At 68.6% G+C, this 15,196-nt stretch carries 9 protein-coding genes and 1 pseudogene; 2 read left to right on the top strand and 8 right to left on the bottom strand.

From position 1 onward, the window contains the following. Positions 1 to 323 precede the first annotated feature (323 nt). The 3 genes from ACFWV3_RS15970 to ACFWV3_RS15960 form a co-directional block, all read right to left on the bottom strand. Positions 324 to 1,805 (bottom strand): glutamate--cysteine ligase, encoded by a 1,482-nt coding sequence (locus ACFWV3_RS15970; protein WP_382411949.1) that lies wholly within the window; start codon positions 1,803 to 1,805, stop codon positions 324 to 326. A gap of 86 nt (positions 1,806 to 1,891) precedes the next feature. After that, complete coding sequence (locus ACFWV3_RS15965; protein ID WP_382411948.1) at positions 1,892 to 2,530, bottom strand: 4'-phosphopantetheinyl transferase; 639 nt, start codon at positions 2,528 to 2,530, stop codon at positions 1,892 to 1,894. A 2-nt stretch (positions 2,531 to 2,532) separates the two neighbouring features. Further along, positions 2,533 to 3,351: a metallophosphoesterase family protein gene (locus tag ACFWV3_RS15960; protein WP_382411946.1), complete on the bottom strand. Its 819-nt coding sequence runs from the start codon at positions 3,349 to 3,351 to the stop codon at positions 2,533 to 2,535. A gap of 658 nt (positions 3,352 to 4,009) precedes the next feature. On the opposite strand from ACFWV3_RS15960, the pseudogene ACFWV3_RS15955 reads away from it, so the two are divergent. Next, a pseudogene (locus tag ACFWV3_RS15955) lies at positions 4,010 to 4,357 on the top strand (transposase); the annotation flags it as partial. A 436-nt stretch (positions 4,358 to 4,793) separates the two neighbouring features. On the opposite strand, the gene ACFWV3_RS15950 reads toward ACFWV3_RS15955, so the two are convergent. From ACFWV3_RS15950 to ACFWV3_RS15930, 5 genes are all read right to left on the bottom strand, one after another. Then, positions 4,794 to 5,969 carry a sensor histidine kinase gene (locus ACFWV3_RS15950; RefSeq protein ID WP_382411944.1) on the bottom strand — a complete coding sequence of 392 codons (1,176 nt, stop codon included), beginning with the start codon at positions 5,967 to 5,969 and terminating at the stop codon, positions 4,794 to 4,796. A 13-nt stretch (positions 5,970 to 5,982) separates the two neighbouring features. After that, a complete protein-coding gene (locus ACFWV3_RS15945; RefSeq protein WP_382411942.1) occupies positions 5,983 to 7,728 on the bottom strand; it encodes a cation acetate symporter in 1,746 nt (581 codons plus the stop codon). Further along, complete coding sequence (locus tag ACFWV3_RS15940; protein WP_382411940.1) at positions 7,725 to 8,129, bottom strand: hypothetical protein; 405 nt, start codon at positions 8,127 to 8,129, stop codon at positions 7,725 to 7,727. The genes ACFWV3_RS15945 and ACFWV3_RS15940 overlap by 4 nt, the downstream gene beginning before the upstream one ends. Further along, the gene (locus ACFWV3_RS15935; protein WP_382411939.1) at positions 8,126 to 9,019 is read right to left on the bottom strand and encodes a LytR/AlgR family response regulator transcription factor; all 894 of its coding nucleotides are present in this window, start codon (positions 9,017 to 9,019) and stop codon (positions 8,126 to 8,128) included. The genes ACFWV3_RS15940 and ACFWV3_RS15935 overlap by 4 nt, the downstream gene beginning before the upstream one ends. Before the next feature lie 320 nt (positions 9,020 to 9,339). After that, positions 9,340 to 9,627, bottom strand: coding sequence for a hypothetical protein (locus tag ACFWV3_RS15930; RefSeq protein ID WP_382411938.1), 288 nt, complete (start codon positions 9,625 to 9,627; stop codon positions 9,340 to 9,342). An 855-nt stretch (positions 9,628 to 10,482) separates the two neighbouring features. Between ACFWV3_RS15930 and ACFWV3_RS15925 the strand changes: the two genes are divergently transcribed. After that, complete coding sequence (locus ACFWV3_RS15925; RefSeq protein ID WP_382411937.1) at positions 10,483 to 15,192, top strand: NACHT domain-containing protein; 4,710 nt, start codon at positions 10,483 to 10,485, stop codon at positions 15,190 to 15,192. Positions 15,193 to 15,196 lie beyond the last annotated feature (4 nt).

The raw sequence follows: 15,196 nt of genomic DNA, 5'->3' as shown, positions 1-15,196 counted from the left end.
GAAATAACCCCCGCACTTCTAACCGCGATGCCGAAGGCGAGCCGTGCAGACCTTGCGCCGATGGGTAGCGGTGGGCCCACTCGTGGTGTGGCGATTGGGGCTTGACTTTGGGTGCGAGGTGCTACCACTTGTGGATCGGCCGGGTGCGAAGCATCCGGCCTTTTCCGGCCGAACCAGCGCCTCGCAAGGGCCCCGAAGTCAAGCCCCAATCGCAATCGTCGCGCAGCGGCGATGAACCCAGGTCTTCGTCCGAGGTGCATGACCACGCTGGAACAGACACGGTCCAACGCACGGTGACCACGCTGGAACTCAGGCCAACGAACTCACCCGGTAACCGGCCAAGAGTGCACCGGCTCATTCGCATGCATCAAATCCACATAAGTCCGCAACATGGTCCGCAAAGCATCAGCCCGATCCATGTGCGAGTGGTCGTAGTGCCGGTGGAACTCCCGAGCCTGCCAGGTCGCGCCATTCACCCCACTCAAACACCGCTGCTCGATCACCCCGAGCAACCGATCCCGCTCAGCGGAGTCGACCCCCCACCGGATCAACCCCTCGTGCGCCAACGGCAACAACCGCCGCAACACCAGCTCCACCACGGGAACAGTCCCCACCCCGGGCCAGTACATCTGCGCGTCCATCCCGTTCCGAGAAGCCGCGTTGAAGTTCTCCTCAGCAGCCTGAAAACTCATCTGAGACCACAGTGGACGCTCATCCTCGGCCAACGCCCGCACGAGCCCGAAGTACAGAGCAGCATTGGCCAGCGTGTCGACGATCGTGGGACCGGCCGGCAGCACCCGGTTCTCCACTCGCAGGTGCGGCTTGTCCCGCACCACGTCGTACACGGGCCGGTTCCACCGGTAGATGGTGCCGTTGTGCAGCTTCAGCTCGCTCAACGACGGGGTGTCGCCCTTGTCGAGCACGGCGAGCGGGTCCTCGTCGTCGGTGATCGGCAGAAGCGCGGGGAAGTAGCGGACGTTCTCCTCGAACAGGTCGAAGATCGAGTTGATCCACCGCTCGCCGAACCACACGCGCGGGCGCACGCCCTGGGCCTTCAGCTCGTCGCCGCGGGTGTCGGTGGCCTGCTGGAACAGCGCGATGCGGGTCTCCCGCCACAGCTCCTTGCCGAGGAAGAACGGCGAGTTCGCGCCGACGGCCACCTGCACGCCCGCGATCGCCTGGGCGGCGTTCCAGTAGGCGGGGAACTGCTCCGGCGAGACCTGCAGGTGCAGCTGCGTGCTGGTGCAGGCCGCCTCGGGGACGATCGAGCTCGACGTGAGGTGCAGGCGCTCGACGCCGTCGATGGAGATCTGCAGGTCCTCGCCCCGCGCGGCCAGCACCTGTTCGTTGAGCAGGGCGTAGCGCGGGTTGCCCGACAGCAGGTCGGGGGAGATGTCGCCGGGGCGCAACGTGGGCAGGATGCCGTTGATCACCATGTGGGCGCCGACCCCGCGCGCCTTCTCCTCCGCGGAGTTCAGGCTGCGGCGGACGGTCTCCTCGAACGACGTGATGCCGCCGCCCGCCAGCCGGCGCGGGGCGACGTTGATCTCGATGTTCCACTGGCCCAGCTCGGTCACGAAGTCGGGGTCGTCGATGACCTCCAGCGCCTCGTGGTTCTTCATCGCCGGATCGCCGTGCTCGTCGATGAGGTTGATCTCGATCTCGAGGCCGGTCATCGGCCTCTCGAAGTCGAAGCGCGCCTCGCGCAGCATCCGCGCGAACACGTCGAGGCACCGGCGCACCTTGGTGCGGTACCGAGTGCGGTCCTCGCGCGTGAACTCGTGCCTCGCGACGTCCTCGCCCATGGTGGCCTCCCGGCGGTCGAGGGTTAAGCCCACCACTCCATACCCCGGTTGATCAAGCCTGACACCCTGGTCTTTCGGCCAGGACGTCAGGCGGGCACCGCGATGGCCGTGACCAGCACGTCGCCCTGCACGAGCCAGCGCCCGGCGAACCCGGCGACCGGGGCGTCCGGCAGCAGGATCCGCGAGTGGAACGTGCCGTCGGCGGACAGCGTGATGTCGGCGTCCTCGAAACCCAGCCACCGCCGCGTCACCGGGAACCAGGCCTTGTAGGTCGACTCCTTCGCGCTGAACAGCAGCCGGTCCCAGCAGATCTTCGGGTCCTCCGCCCGCAGGCCCGGCATCCGGTCCAGCTCCGCCTGGATCGCGATCGCCCCGAGCACGCCTTCGGGCGCGGGCGCGTGCGGCTCGGCGTCGATGCCGATCGTCGCGAAGTCCGTGTCCCGTGCGAGGGCCGCGGCGCGGTAACCGGCGCAGTGAGTCAGGCTGCCGACGAGCCCCGCCGGCCACTGCGGCTCGCGCTTCGGGCCGGACAGGATGGGGACGGGGTCGACGCCGAGCTGCCGCATCGCGTCGCGGGCGCACGCGCGAGCCGAGCCGAACTCGGACCGGCGCTTGGGCACCGCGTTGGCGACCAGCGCCTCCTCCTCGGGGAAGAGGTCGGCCGGTTGCCCGTCGTCGTACCGCTCCGCCGCCGCGATGGGCGGGGGAAGAAGCTGTTCCAGCACCTCTACGACTCCCGCAGCACGTCGTGCAGCTTCACCCTGGTGGTGCCGCGTGGTTTCCACTCGCGCGGGTAGCCGAGCGAGACCTCGTCGAAGCGCACGCCGTCGTAGTGCGTCGTGCGGGGGATGTGCAGGTGGCCGTAGACCATCTCGGCGACGTCGAACCGCTTGTGCCAGTCCGCCGTCAGCGCGGTGCCGCACCAGAGCGCGAACTCGGGGTAGCGCAGCACGAACGTGGGGTCGCGGACGAGCGGGTAGTGGTTGATCAGGACCGTTCGACCGCTCACCGCGGCGAGGCGCTCCTCGGTCTCCGCCACCCGCGCCCGGCACCACGCCTCGCGGGACGGGTACGGGTCGGGGTGCAGGAAGTACTCGTCGGTGCACACGACGCCCGCCTCGCGCGCGATGGCGAGCGCCGACTCCACGTCCGTGGCACCCGGTGGCCGAAAGGAGTAGTCGTACCCGAGGAACAGTGGACAGACGGTGACCGGCCCCCCGTCGCCCTCGAAGACGGCGTACGGGTCCTCGGGAGTGAGCACGTCGAGCCCCCGGCACAGCTCCACGAGCTGCTTGTAGCGCATCTCGCCGCGGGACTGGTTGGGGTCGTCCTTGGTGGTCCAGAGCTCGTGGTTGCCCGGCGACCACACGACCTTCGCGAACTTCGGGCGGAGCTGCGCGAGCGTCCACTCGACGTCGGCGAACTTCTCGCCGATGTCGCCGGCGACGATCAGCCAGTCCTCGGGGCCCGGTGCCGTGATCGCCTTCACCACGTCGCGGTTGTCCTGGTAGGAGACGTGCAGGTCGCTGGTCGCCCAAAGCTTCACCTTCGAACGGTAACCCGAGCGTCAACGATCTTGCGGTCGAACCCGGAGGTGTCCACCGGCTGGGCGCCGCGCCACCCGATCGTGGGAGCGGTACCACGACCGGTTATCCGTTCGTCGCAGACAGTGCGCCACTCGTCTCAACTGGGACGGCCGTGCATCGTGACCGCACGCCCGTTCATCGCCCCGTTCGACCCGACCACTTACCTGCTCTGTAACCGCCTTCTTACTGTGAGCGCTGTCATCAGACGGAAAAGTCCTGGCGGAGGACCACACCATGGCCGACTCGCAGTACGCACGCACCCCTGACCCGCGGCTCGCGCGGCAGGTCCCGTCCCGCCAGGTGCCCCAGCGCCCCGTACCGCCGCGCCAGGGCCAGGTCCCGGTCCGCTACGGCCAGCCGGTCGACCCGAGGCTGGCGGCGAACCCGTCCTTCCGCCGCACCGTCGGCGCCGAGATCGTCCGCGGGGCCCAGCCGCAGGGCTACGCCGTCCCCCAGCGCCGCTCGACGGCCGAGGAGACGGCCCTGGCCACCCTGCTGCGCTCCCGCCAGCGCGCCGAGTCCCTCCGCCAGGACCCCCGGCCCGCCGACGCGCAGCGCCAGGACTCCTGGACCCGCACCCCGGTCTGGCCGGAGCGCACCGAGGGTGGTCGCGGCGACGTGATCGACCAGCTCTCCGCCCGTCTGGTGTCCCCGAACCTGTGGGCGGTCGTCGAGCCGCTGATCCCGCCGGCCAAGGTGCGCCGGCAGGGTGGTGGCCGTGGTCGCGTGTGCAACCGGTCGGTGTTCACCGCGATCGTGTTCGTGTTGTCTTCGGGCTGTGCCTGGCGGCACCTGCCCGCTTCTTTCGGCGTGACCGTTCCCACGGTGCACCGGCGGTTCCAGGAGTGGACCGACCTCGGGCTGTGGGTGCGGTTGCGCAGGGCCGCGGCCGAGGGGGCCTGCGGGACCGACGAGCTCGACTGGATCCGGGCCGTGCTGGATGCGGCTGATCGGCGGGCGGCGAAGGCTGCCGGGTGAGGTTGTCGGTCTCGGGTGCCGGGGGCGTTTCCCTTTTGGGGGGAGCGCCCCCGGTGCTTTTGTTCCTGCGTGGTCGCCATTGCGGTTTTGTGGCTGATCCAGCGTGGGCGTGCACCTCGGACGAAAGACTGGGTTCATCGCCGCTCCGCGACGATTGCGATTGGGGCTTGACTTCGGGGCCCTTGCGAGGCGCTGGTTCGGCCGGAAAAGGCCGGATGCTTCGCACCCGGCCGATCCACTAGTGGTAGCACCTCGCACCCAAAGTCAAGCCCCAATCGCCTAACCACGAGTGGGTTCACCGCTACCCATCTGTGCAAGGTCTGTACGGCTCGCCTTCGGCATCGCGGTCGCGAGTGCGTGGGGGGTTGTTACTGCTCGCCTTCGGCATCGCTTGGGGCCTCGGCTTCGCCGTTTCCGTGTGCGGTTACATGCCGTTGATGCCCGCCTGGTACTTCGGGACCCGCACGGTGATCTTCGTGCCCAGCCCGGTGGCCGTTTCCACCACCAGGCCGTACTCGTCGCCGTAGACGCGGCGGAGGCGTTCGTCGATGTTGCCCAGGCCGATGCCCGCTGACTCGTCGACTTGGCCGGCCAGGGTGCGGCGGAGTTTCTCGGGGTCCATGCCGATGCCGTCGTCCTCGATGGTGATGTGGGCCTCGGCGCCGCCGTCGTTGGCGTAGATCTGGATGTGGCCGGGCTCTACCTTGCCCTCCATGCCGTGCCGGACGGCGTTCTCGACCAGGGGCTGCAGGCAGAGGAACGGGACGGTCACCGGGAGGACCTCGGGTGCTACCTGGAGGGTGACCTTCAGGCGTTCGCCGAAGCGGGCTCGTTCCAGGGCCAGGTACTGGTCGATCGAGCGGAGCTCCTCGGCCAGGGTGGTGAAGTCGCCGTGGCGGCGGAAGGAGTAGCGGGTGAAGTCCGCGAAGTCGAGCAGGAGGGTGCGGGCGCGTTCCGGGTTGGTGCGGACGTAGGAGGCGATGGCGGAGAGCGAGTTGTAGATGAAGTGCGGGGAGATCTGGGCTCGCAGGGCGCGCACCTCGGCCTCGACCAGGCGGGTCCGGGAGCGGTCCAGCTCGGCCAGTTCCAGTTGGCCCGCCGCCCAGCGGGCCACCTGGTTGGTGGCGCGCACCAGGCCTGCTGAGGCTTCACGGGAGTAGGCGGCCAAGGTGCCGACCACGCGTCCCTCGACGGTCAGGGGGGCCACCACGGCGCAGTTGATCGGGCAGTTCGGTTCGGCGCAGCCTATGTCGAAGGCCTGGGTGCGGCCCGTCAGGAAGACGTCCTCGGCCTGGGACATGGCGTCGGCGGCGTGGTGGTCGGAGACTCCCTCCCACGCCACCACCTCCGTCTCGTCGGTCAGGGCGAGGGCCGGGGTGTCCAGGAGGGTGCGGAGGTGTCTGGCCGACTTCTTCGCGGCGTCGGGGACCAGGCCCGCACGCAGGGGAGGGGCGGCGGACCAGGCTGTGTGCAGGGTCTCGTAGGTGACGCGTTGCGCCTCGGTGGAGAGCGAGTGCTTGGTGCGCGTGCCCCGCCACAGGACGAGCACGGCGGCTCCGCCCACGACCAGGATCGCCGCGGCGGTGAGGAAGTCCTGCATGTCACGCCACCTTCTAGCTTCGCTCGTGGCCCGAGGACGAGGAGCCCGAGCCGTCCAGCCCGAGGTTCTCGGGAGCGTGGAGCTTGACCATCGTGCGTTGCACTCCCGGTGGCACGTGGCGCTGGGTGAGCAGCGAGACCACGTACATCACCGCGAAGCCGAGCGGCACCGTCCACGCGGCAGGACGCGAGAGCAGCACCTCGAACCAGGCGTCGCCGGTGTCGGCGAACATCGTCACGAGACCGGCGGTCAGGGCCGGGACGCCGCCGGCGAGCATGCCCGCCACCGCGCCCACGGTCGTGATCCTCGGCGACCAGATTCCCAGCAGCAGCAACGGGCACAGCGACGACGCCGCCACCGCGAACGCCAGGCCCACCATGTCCGCCACCGGCATGCCCGTCGACACGAACGTCATCGCCAGCGGCACGATCCCGGCCAGCACCGCCGAGATCCGGAACCCGCGCACGCCCGCGAGCCGCAGCACGTCCTGCGACAGGACGCCCGCCAGCGACACGACGAGGCCCGAGGACGTCGAGAGGAACGCCGCGAAGGCGCCGCCCGCCACCAGCGCGCCGAGCAGTTGGCCGCCGATGCCGTCGATCACCCTGGCCGGCAGCACCAGCACCACGGCGTCGGTCTGGCCGGTCATCAGCAGTTCCGGCGTGTAGATGCGGCCGAGCGCGCCGTAGATCGGCGGCATGAAGTAGAAGACCGACAGCAGGCCGAGGACGATCAACGTCGTGCGGCGCGCGGCCGTGCCGTTCGGGTTGGTGTAGAAGCGCACGATCACGTGCGGCAGGCCCATCGTGCCCAGGAAAGTCGCGATGATGAGCGAGTACGCGCCGTACAACGGGAAGTCCGCGCCGCTCGACATCGGCAGCGACCACAGCGCATTGGTGTTGTGGGCCATTGTGGACAGATGGGGGACCGGCGCGTCCTTGGGGAAGACGAACTCCGAGCCCTGGCCGATGCGGTGGTAGCCCTCGCTCAGCGTGATGTCCTGGTTCTGGAAACGCACGCCGTCGACTTCGCCGGTGCCTTTGACCACGAGCGGCTTCTCGGCGTGGATCGTGGTCTGGCGCTGGAACGCGACCTCGGTGTCCTGCCGGAAGGCCGGGAACTCCGGCTCGGTCAGCGACTGGGCGCCGTTCACCTGCCACGCCACGACCAGGAACACGATCGGCACGGTGATCGCCGTGAGCTTGAGCCAGTACTGGAACGCCTGCACGAACGTGATCGACCGCATGCCGCCGGACATCACGTTCACCGTCACGACGACCGTGACGATCAGCGCGCCCACCCAGTCCGGCGCGCCCGTGACCGTGTTCAGCGTCAGGCCCGCGCCCTCCAGCTGCGGCAACAGGTACAGCCAGCCGATCGCCAGCGCCAGGATCGACGCGACCGCGCGCACCATCCGCGACCGGAAGCGCGCCTCGGCGAAGTCGGGCAGCGTGTAGGCGCCGGACCGCCGCAACGGCGCCGCGACCATCGTGAGCAGCACGAGGTACCCGGCCGTGTAGCCGACGGGGAACCACAGCATGTCCGGCCCGTAGGCGAAGATCAGGCCCGCGATGCCGACGAACGACGCCGCCGACAGGTACTCGCCGCCGATCGCCGACGCGTTCCACCACGGCGACACGGTGCGGGAGGCGACGTAGAAGTCGGACGTGGTCCGGGAGACGCGCAGGCCGTAGGTGCCGACCAGGATCGTGCCCAAGACGACGACCACCACCGCCACGACGGCGTACCCACTCGTCATGGACGTTCGACCAGCTCCGCGAACTCGCGCTCACTGCGTTCGGCCTGCCGCACGTAGAACCAGCCGGCCAGCAGCAGCATCGGGCAGGTCGCCACGCAGAGCAGGAACCACGGCAACCCGAGCCCGAGCACCCGGAACCTGCCCAGCTCCGGCTCGATCGCGAACAGCAGCGGCAGCAGCGCGAGCGCCCCGCACGTCACCAGGCACACCGACAGGCCCAGCCGCCGTTGCGCCCGGATCAGCGAGCGCATGTAGACGGCGCCGAGCTCGCTCTGCTCGTTGATCTCGCGGGTGCCCGAGTACGGCCGCCGCGCACGGGGCGCCCGCGTGCGCGGGCTCGTCACCACCACGCGCTGGGCCGGCTTCGGCACCGGCCGGTGGGGTGGTGGCGGCGTGGTCACGATCCGAGCCCGTTCCTCGGTTGCACGGCACCGGGCACCGGCGCGGGCCGGGTGCGGCGGACGAGCAGCTGCCGCAGCTGTCTCGCGTGCCGGCGGCTGACCGGCAGCACGGCGCCGCCGATCGTGACGCTGAGGTGACCGTCCTCCAGGCGCATCTCGTCGATGTGCCCGAGCGACACCAGGTGGCTGCGGTGGATGCGGACGAACCCGGCGCTGCGCCAGCGTTCCTCCAGCCCGTTCAACGCCGCGCGGACCAGACCACTGCCCGTCGCGGTGTGCAGGCGGGCGTAGTCGCCGTGCGCCTCCACGTACCGGATGTCGGCGAGGCGGATGAACCGCGTGACGCCCCCGAGCTCGACGGGGATGACCTCGTCGCCGACCTCGGGCGGCGTGCCGGCGGTGGGCTGGCCGGACGGGGGAGTGGTGGGCTCGGCGGCCGTCTTCGAGTCCCAGACCTCGTGCACGATGCGGTGCACGGACTCGGCGAGGCGCTCCTGGCGCACCGGCTTGAGCAGGTAGTCGAGCGCCTTGAGCTCGAACGCCTCCACCGCGGGCTGCTGGTGCGCCGTCACGAACACGATGGGCGGCGGCTGCGCGAACCGGGAGAGCACGCGGGCGAGGTCGAGACCGTCGAGCCCGGGCATCCGGATGTCGAGGAACACGGCGTCCAGCGGCTGACCGGCGTCCATGGCGCGGTGCAGCACCCGCAACGCCTTCGTCGCGTCGGTGACCGCTTCCACGTGGGCGATGCGCGGGTCGGAACGCAGCAGGTACACGAGATCTTCCAGCGCGGGCGCCTCGTCGTCGACGGCGAGCACCCGCAGGGAGCGCTCGAGGCTGCCACGTCGATCCGGCCCCTCGCAGACGGGGCAGGGCAGACCAGAGGTCATTCGAGATCGAGTCCAAACTGTGTACGGCCGATCCTCACGTGGCGGCGATCAGACCACGTCCGGTCCTCACGCGCCCGGTGAGCCGAGGGCGTCGGATACGCGATCATGCCCCCTCACGGAGGGTGACCCGCCGCGGGGGTCCGTGTGCCGCACGTGCGCACAGCCGAACACCCCCTCCCACCCCTCGAACCCGGACGGCCGAATCATCCGCCAGGGTGAGGACGTGCGGAAACCCTCCGAACGGAGGTGTCTCGGATGCCAGACGTAAACCGTCTGACCACCCTCGATCGGGTGGGTTCCGTGGAGTGGAAGAACCGGCGTCAGGGCTGCCGGACGGCGCGGGGCGCGGCCGCGAGCGCGTCACCGAGCGTGATCTCCAGCTCGATGAACGACTCCTCCGCACGCCGGGCGGCCACGCTGACGGACGCGGCGGCCGCGGGCCCGACCAGTCTGCGGGTGGGCGCGCGCAACGCTTGGATCGCCTCGGACCACTGGTTCGAGAGCTTGGCGAGACCGCTCAGCGTGTCGACGAGGTCGTCGGCGTTGTCCGGCGGTGACGCGACGATCTCCGCCAGCCGGGCGCGCAGAGCGTCCAGGGCCGGGTCCACTTCAATCCTCCCGTCGTGTCGCGACAGCGGGTGAGGACGAGTGCGAACATTTCCCCCACTGGGCGACACCATATCTCGGCAACGGTGGTCCCGCGCAATGATGTTGCCGCACTGCGACTAACGAGGTCAATCGGCCACCATTGCGTCTCAACAGGCGCCGTTTAGCGTTCTTCCCGGCGCGTTGCCGGTTCTGCCGGTCAGATGGGCCAGGTGGCGCCGGGGTGTTGGGCCGAACCGGTGTGTCGGGGCGTGCGCGATTCACCGCATTGCGTTAGCGGACCGCGGTTTGCGGGTAGACCAATTAACTCTTTTGCGGGTGTTCGGCAGGAATGGTGGACGGTTCTACGATCTCGCGCGCGGGCCGTCGCTGCTGATCTTCGCGCAACTGCCGCTTCAGTTGATCGATGGGCGACACGGATGGCGCAATGCCCGAGACCACGTCTCCGGTGCGAGGTACCGTAGCCCGAGCCTTCGAAGCCGAACGAACACGGCAGGGGGTCGGGCATGGCCTCGGAGCGGGCGAGCGACGCAGCCAACGTAGTCCAGGTAGGTACTGTTCACGGCGACCTCAACGTCTCCATCGGCTCTCGCCGCGACGCCCCGGTGGAAATAGCGTCACTGATGCGCGCCCACGTCCTCATGGCTGAGCAGCTGCCTTACAGGCTGCGAGGCGCCCGTACACCGTCGTTGTCCACGGTTTACGTACGTCAGGACTTGGGCAGCGGCGGTGACGAGCTCTCGGTCGACGAGTCACGGCCGCGACCCATGGTGGACGGGCATGGGCAGCTCGTCGATGTGTCCACACCTTCGCGCGTGCGGGCGCCAGTGCGGCCTCCGTCGCACACTGTGCGTGAGGTGCTGGACGCCGATGACCACTTGGTGATTACGGGCGGCCCCGGCCAGGGCAAGTCCACCCTCGCACTGCGCTTGGCTGCCGACCTGGCGCTGAGCTGGTCCGGCGACGGAGCCGCCCCGTTGACCGAGGACGTCGTGCCGCTGCGCCTGCCCGCCAGGGAGCTTGCCGCGCGCCTCAACATGCCGTTCGCCGAGGCGTTGGCTGCGAGCGCACGCGCCGAATACAACGTGCGTCTGAAGTGCGCGATCGATCCGTCGCACTTCGAGGAGCGCGTCGATGGCCGCCGTTGGCTGCTGCTCGTCGACGGCCTCGACGAGGTCACCTCGTCCACCGACCGCGACGACCTCGTGCACGCGCTTGCCGGCTGGGCGTCCTCAGGCGACGTCTACCGGATCGTGCTGACGACCAGGCCGATCGAAGGTGGCGTTCTGACACCACTTCAACGCATCGGCGCCGTGCGCTACGAACTGCAGCCGTTCGACGAGGAGGCACTGAGGCTGTTTGCCGTGAGCTGGTTCGAGGAGGACAACGACTCGGCCACCAGCTTTCTGCGCCAGATCCGCAAGGCTTACCTCGACGAGCTGGTACGAGTGCCGCTGCTAGCGACGATCGCGGCGATCGTCTTCGAACAACGCCGCGCGCACCCGTTGCCGGACAACCAGTACGAGCTGTATGAGGCGTATCTCAAGTACCTGCGTACCGGCCACCCCCACCGCCCGAGTGCGCTGGACCCACACCGTGAGGCCCTGTTGGAACATCTCGGCCTGGTCCGTGTGGACGCCGACACCTCCTTGCTCGGCGCGGCCCGTGCCTGGGCCGCCGAAAACGCCAAAGGGGAGTGGCAGGACGACCTCGCCCGCTTCCTCACCGCGGTCGGCCCGTTCATGCTGCGAGCCGACGACGTTCAGTTCCTGCACCACAGCTTCGCCGACCACCTCGCCGCTACAGGAAGAGCGCGTGGCCTGCCGGACCGGTTCTCCGCTGAGCACACCGACTTCGCGCACCTCCTGCATGCCGCCCGCCCGCGGGAACACGGCCGCCATGCCCGACGAGTTTTGTTGCACTACGGCCGCCTGCACCCGCCCCAGGCCGACGCGTTGCTGGATGCATTGAACGGCGGTGACTCCGAGCAGCACTTGCTGGCTGCCCGTCTCCTGGCAGGTCACCTCCCTGCCCGTCCGGAGGCGGTCAGCAACTTCCTGGCCACCGCGCGTGGCTGGGCGATGACCACCCACTTCAACGCCTACGAGATCCTTGCGGGCGCGAGCAGGGCAACCCACCACCCAGGCTTGTCCGACTGGCTGGTTGGCCTTATGAACGACGAACGTGCGCCATGGAGCAGCCGCGTCGAGGCAGCGGCAGCTCTCGCTACCCGCCTGCGGGACCATCACGAGCAATCGGCTCTCGCATGCCTGCACACGACTGTCAGCAACCCGGATACTCAAGCTGGTCATCGTCTGATCGCAGCCGAAGCGCTGTCAGAACTCGGCGAGAGCCAACGAAACATGGCAGAGCACGCCTTGCGCGCGATTCTCGCCGATCCGTTCGCGACTTCGCGAGACCACCGCGACGCGGCCCTGGTGATGGCGTCACTGGGTGGTGCCGCCCGCCTCCATGCCGTTGATGAGCTGGTGGCCGCGTTGAATCATTCTGAGGCCTCCCAGACCAGCCTGGTCGAGGCAGCACGTGGACTGGTCGAGATCGCCGCTGAGCACTCCGGCATCTGCGCCGAAGTCCTCGCGGAGGTCCTGAGGACCAGGTCGGCGTCGGGCGGGACGAGCACATTGAACTTGGCTGCCGAAGCTCTCAGCGCGATGGGCCCTCGTGAGGTTGCACTCGGGGTTCGTGCACTTACCGAACGGATCACCAGCGTGCACCTCGCGCGGTGGGATCGTGTTGTCGCAGCGGCGACTATGGCCAGACTCGGCCCACCGCAGAGAGATCTGGCGGCCAGACACCTTCTGATGATGGCGGACGAGCCAGGTGTGCCACGCCACAACCTGTGGCAATGCGGCGAGATGCTCAGCAAGTGTGGGTGGGAACACCGCGAGCACGCGGTATCGGTCCTGCGGCGCGCGCTCCACGACGTCTCGGCCGACGCGAACATGCTCCTCTGGGCGGCGATGGCGTTCGGCGAGCTCGGTCCCCGGCATCAGGCGGAGGCCGTTGGCCACCTGAAGCATCTCATCGAAGCAACCGATCACCGGCACGCGGTGCACTGGGAGCGTGAAACTGCGCTCAGGGCACTCGCCACCACCGACAAGTCCGAGCGGCCGGGTGCTGTTGCAGCGCTGCGGGCGGTCCTGGCCGACGAGGTCATCGATCCAGGGCGTCGCAACCAAGCGGCCTTGGAGCTCGTGGAACTCGGGCCTGAGTTCCACGCCGAGGTCGTCGGCCCTCTTCGAGGGCTGACTGTGCAGCGGTACGCCCCCGAACTCAAGGTTTCGGCTTTGCGGTGCCTCGTCGCGCTCGACAGCCGCGTTCGTCCGGAGCTGGCGACTACCTTGATCTCGTTGATGGCTGTTCCCGGTGAGAGTGAAGACGCCGCGCCGATCGCGCAGTGGTTCACGAAAAGCACTTTCGATGACGTGCCCGCCGCGGCGGAGGTGCTGCTTCATGTGCTCGACGACCAAGGTCGCGACGAGGGCTGGCGGGGCAGCGCTGCCTGCAATCTGGTCACGCTGGGACAGCAGTTCCATCGCGACGCTGTACGCGGGCTGGTCGACCTCATCCGAGCAGAAGCGATTCCCAGGTGTTACCTGCGGCAGTGGCTGAAGCAGTTCACGGATGTCGCTGCGGTGTTCCAGAGGCAGATCGCGGACGCGCTGTGGGCGATGACAACGTGCAGTGACAGCACGACCGGGAAAGTCGTGAACTTCGCCGAAGCGATGGAGACGACCGGACGTCCGCACGAACCGGAATTCGTCGCCGTCCTCTGGCCGATAGTGGTAGATGCAAAGGCGGATCCTGAGCACCGCGTCAGAGCAGCGCTGCTCGTCGCCTCCGCGCAACCGGAGCTCGCGGGCCAAGTGGCCGAGGCAGTGGTGGGTGACCACCGCGATCGATCATCCGACTGGGACGACGAGCTGTGCGTGCTGACTCTGCTCGGCGCCGATCCGGCGCCACAACTGATCGAGCTCGTGGAAGATGCGGATACTCCCGTGGGGCACCGGGTGAGAGCGGTGAGCGCACTCGTCCAACTGCGGCGATGCGGGACGAGCGATTTTCTCCGGCGTTTCGCGGACGACGAGTACTTGTGTCACGAGGTCCGCGTGCACGCCTTGAAAGCACTCGCCGAACACTCCCGCAGCGCTGTAACCGAGGTGCTCGATTTCCACCAACGCGTGCAGAACGACCTGACGGAGACGGCCGTTAACCGGTGCGAATCCGCCAGACACACACATAAGCTCGACGTAACGGCAACGTCCGCTGTAGTCGATCAGTTGCGCGATGTGGCGGCGCACCCGGATCTGACTGCGGCAGAGAAGGTGCGGGCGCTCCGTCCTCTTGATGACATGACCCACGAGACGACCGTCGCCACGAACTTCCTGGCAGGCGCCATCGCGCGGGATCCGGCCTGCAGAGCGGCGGACCGGAAGACCGCACTTCACTACCAGATGCGGAGGGAGCGGCTGGCCGGTCAGCGGATGCTGCTCTCCGATCGATGGATCCCGCTGGAAGATCGTGTCCCGCATTGGGACTACTGGAGTTATCAACCTTTGCCGCGGGAGATCGAAGCTGCTGTTCGCGACGTGCTCGCCGCGCCGGAAAGCACCGTGCGCGATCGCGTGACTGCGGCCGTTGAACTGGCGCGGCTGTCGACGAGGTTCGTTGGTGAGGCAGTCGAGGTGTTGAACGGACTGGGGTGGCGAGGTCAGGAAGAGCTCGCGAAGTTCGGCCCTCGCTGGAGCAGCCAGGTGCAGACGAACGCACATGCCGTCGTCGCCGACCGTACGAAGCCGTGGCGGGACCGGTGGCTGGCGTCTCGTCTGCTGTGGCCAGCTGAACCGGGTGTGGAACCGCGTTCCGATGAACAGCGGATGGAACTGGCCGAGGCGTGCAAGGAGATCAACGTGTTGCGCGCGATGCTGACGAGCGACCGGCCGGCGACCCGATGGCGTGCTGCGAAACGGCTGCGCGAGTACGACTTCGCAGACCGGATCGCCGCAGCACAGGTGTTGGAGGCAATCGGCCGAGATCCGAGCACCAGCCCCGCGCTGCGGTGGCGGGCCGCCGAGGAGCTGGCCAGGTTCGGGGCGAAAGGTCGGGAACGTGGCGTTCCGGTGCTGCGCGACCTCATCGTCGACGAGAGCCTGCCGGCGCTGGCGCGGGTGGAGGCCGCAGGGGTGGTCGGCAGAATCAGGCCAGACCTGCGCTCCGAGATTGTGCGGTTCCTTCGCGCCATGAACGTTGGCGAGCCGATGTGGCGAATAAGGCTTCAGCAGACTTTGGGCGAGTTCGAATCCGAAGAAGGTGCGCGGGCGTTACATGGCATGACCACCGATCAGTCACCCGTGGTTCGGATCAGGGCCGCCGAGGCCATGCTCCAGCTACGGCGTGACTACCGCGAACGGGCCGCCATCACCGCGAGGAGCGTCATGCACGACGAGACGGCGCCGCGACATGTGCGTCGCCGTGCGGCGTGTGACCTCGCGCGGTGGAGCGACCTCTGTCTGGAGGAGGCGCGTGCCTTCCTGCGCGAGCTCTGAACGG

Source organism: Lentzea sp. NPDC059081 (genome assembly GCF_042738015.1).
GTDB lineage: Bacteria > Actinomycetota > Actinomycetes > Mycobacteriales > Pseudonocardiaceae > Lentzea.
Note: the sequence above shows the minus strand (reverse complement) of the source record. Positions and strands in the feature narration are given on the sequence as shown.